The organism is Cupriavidus sp. 05T313 (assembly GCF_056396665.1).
The window spans coordinates 1-349 of sequence record NZ_JBFTLX010000733.1; the positions used below are offsets into that span (position 1 = coordinate 1).

General features: G+C 66.1%; 1 protein-coding gene. It reads right to left on the bottom strand.

Features of this window, described 5'->3' with window-relative positions; translation table 11 throughout:
- Positions 1–298: DNA topoisomerase (locus tag AC1DKD_RS42605; protein WP_477144921.1), on the bottom strand; the 298-nt coding region annotated here is incomplete at its 3' end.
- Between the last annotated feature and the right edge of the window lie 51 nt (positions 299–349).

Consider the following 349-nt stretch of genomic DNA (forward strand, 5'->3'; position numbering starts at 1 on the left):
TGTCCAGGTCGCCTTCCATGTCGGCGGTGAACTCGTAATCCACGTAATCGGAGAAGTGCTGTTCCAGTAGCCGGATCACGGAGAAGGCGATCCAGCTGGGCACCAGGGCCGAGCCTTGCTTACGGACGTAGCCGCGGTCCTGGATCGTGGAGATGGTGGAGGCGTACGTGGACGGGCGGCCGATGCCCTTCTTCTCCAGCTCCGCGGTCAGCGAGGCTTCCGTGTAGCGCGGCGGCGGGGAGGTCTCGTGGCCCACGGCCTGGATGTCAGAAGCCGTGAGCGAGTCGTCCTTGGCCACGTTGGGCAGCCGCCGSGCTTCSTCGGAGTCGTCGTCKCCGCGGSTCTCGTC